General features: G+C 42.7%; 3 protein-coding genes. All 3 read right to left on the bottom strand.

Annotation, left to right across the window (positions count from 1 at the left end):
- Window positions 1–778: AMIN domain-containing protein (locus tag HWQ37_RS15365; protein WP_292748468.1), on the bottom strand; the 778-nt coding region annotated here is incomplete at its 3' end.
- Window positions 779–884: 106 nt separating this feature from the next.
- Window positions 885–1,367 (bottom strand): hypothetical protein, encoded by a 483-nt coding sequence (locus HWQ37_RS15360; RefSeq protein WP_292748467.1) that lies wholly within the window; start codon window positions 1,365–1,367, stop codon window positions 885–887.
- Between the two features lie 4 nt (window positions 1,368–1,371).
- A partial coding sequence (locus HWQ37_RS15355) for a universal stress protein (protein ID WP_363318134.1) occupies window positions 1,372–2,168 on the bottom strand: 797 nt, incomplete at its 5' end.

Below are 2,168 nucleotides of genomic sequence, written 5' to 3'. Positions count from 1 at the left end.
CATTGGGGATTGTTGGAACTGGAAATTCCGATATTCCCAAAGGAGGAATGTTATTTAGATTATCGGGTTGATTTGGGAAAGAAGGAGGGGGAAGAATCGAAGCAGGTTGTTGAGAGGATGTATTTTGATTTAAAGGGGGTACGGTGACAAAAGGCTGCTCTGAGTTAGTAGTAATTGTTGAGGGCAGTTCATTGGATGGAGGCGGAGCGGTGAGTAAGGGTGATTGTGGATTAGTAGTTACAGGTAGGTTACTAGGCGGCTTTTGGAGTGTTTGAGGTTGTTTCTTGGCTGAAGGTGCGGACTTTCCTGGTTTTACGGCAGTAGTTTTACCAGAAATAACCGGACGTAACACCCAGCGAGTAGAGTTTTTTCGGGAAACGGGTTGTAGTTGTACCTTTTTGGGATTAAAAACAGTCCCGGCTGCTAAATCTAGGACAATGCGTGTATCGTTTGCGTTCAGTTGAGAAACGCGAATGCTTTTAATTACTCCAGAATAATTTTGTAGGGTGGTAACTTTGCCCAACTTAGTATTTGGTAAATCTACAACCAGACGAGAGGGTTGTGCTAAGTAGAAATAATGAGGGGTTATACCTGCTGAGAGGTTAATTTCAAGTTGCTGTGTCTTGGGGGAAAAACGCCAATTATTTAGCTTTGCCCCTGGTGTAGCAGCAGTAGTGCAAGTTTCGAGGGCGATCGCTGCACAAAAGCCTAGTATACTGATGCTAAATAGCTGCTTACCCCATTGGTAAAATTGCTTAGTCTTGAGTTCCCGATCCATTCTGTTTATTTGCTCCATAAAACCCATACAATGCACTTACATTGCTGTTTACTTCGCGCTTCCAATCCCGTAGACGCGATGAATCGCGTCTCTACAATCCCTCAATTCAATTAGCTTTTTGGGGCACAGCAGTAAATTTCAGAGTTTGTGGAATACCATTTACGGTTAATTGACCTGTCATATTAGCTTTATCCACAAGTTGCATTTGAATTGTGACTGAGTTTAAAGGATCATTTTGGGGGCGAGGAATATTACAAAGGATTGATCTGCCAACTTTCCCAGATAAATTTAATTGTTGATTTCTGAAGATACCTGCCAGAGAGTGCTTTTCATCAGTGTCGGCGTTAGCGTTTGCCGGTAATATAGAGGCATTTACGTAAATACCTGACTGCTGAATGTTTAAGGTCAGAGTATCCGATTTTTCACAGTTAGGCAAATTTTCCGCTAGGTTTAGACGATACCGACCGTTAATTGGCGGTGGAGCCTTGAGATTGTTTTCTCCGTAGACACTGACAGTTTTAAACAACAGTAGCACTGAAATTATTGCTACTCCGTAAAAAGCTAAAGATTTGAAGTTGAAATGATTCATGTTCTCAACTCCTCAATGTTGGCTCTTGACTACTAACCTCAGAAAGTACAGAAGCCAAATGAGCGCTGACTTGACTGTAGCGACGGGTAATCAGCAGTGAGGAAGAACATTGGATGGCTAGTTGATCTGTATATCTTCCCAATGTTTGACGCTCGATACCCCAAGTGCGGCTAGTGCCGGCAATTGTCAGGTCTACATTTTTTGAGGCTTCGACTACAGCTTGGATTGCCTCTGGAGTTTGGACAGTTTTGATTTCGATGCGATCGCGTACACTACTCGGTAATTGCTCCATCATTGTATTTAACTCGTAACTCAATTCATCCTTGAGGTTATTTTCGGGGACAACCTGCAAAACCTGTAACATACAAGTCTCACGGTTAATTAGCAGTCTCAGAGCCAGTGTTAATGCCAAATCATCATGAATATTTGCCGAATAAGGCACTAACAAGCTTTCTAATTGCTGGCATCCTTTGTCCACAAACACTGCAACATCCACTGGCGCAGTAGTGAGCATTTGACCAACTCTTCCACCTAAGCGGTTGCTACTAAAGGCAGGGCGATGCCATCCCACCAGAATTAAATCAACTTGTTTGAGTGTGGCAATTTGTGCAGTTTCTCGGGCAACATTACTAGATATACGAACGATGGGATGAACGTGAGCGCGTGTTTCTACTGGTTCGAGAGTATTAATCAATTCTTCTAACTGTTGTCGACGCTGGGCAATTAATCGATCTGCTTCAACTGGGGTACTTTCAAAGGCATAATCTTCTTCAAATTCAATCAAGCTCAGAGGGTTAACAA

This window comes from Nostoc sp. NMS4, assembly GCF_017115095.1.
Lineage (GTDB): Bacteria > Cyanobacteriota > Cyanobacteriia > Cyanobacteriales > Nostocaceae > Nostoc.
Note: the sequence above shows the minus strand (reverse complement) of the source record. Positions and strands in the feature narration are given on the sequence as shown.

Bases quoted from the DNA above. Each gene is read 5' to 3' on its own strand.
- HWQ37_RS15360 (WP_292748467.1), bottom strand. From the start codon at position 1,367: ATGAATCATTTCAACTTCAAATCTTTAGCTTTTTACGGAGTAGCAATA.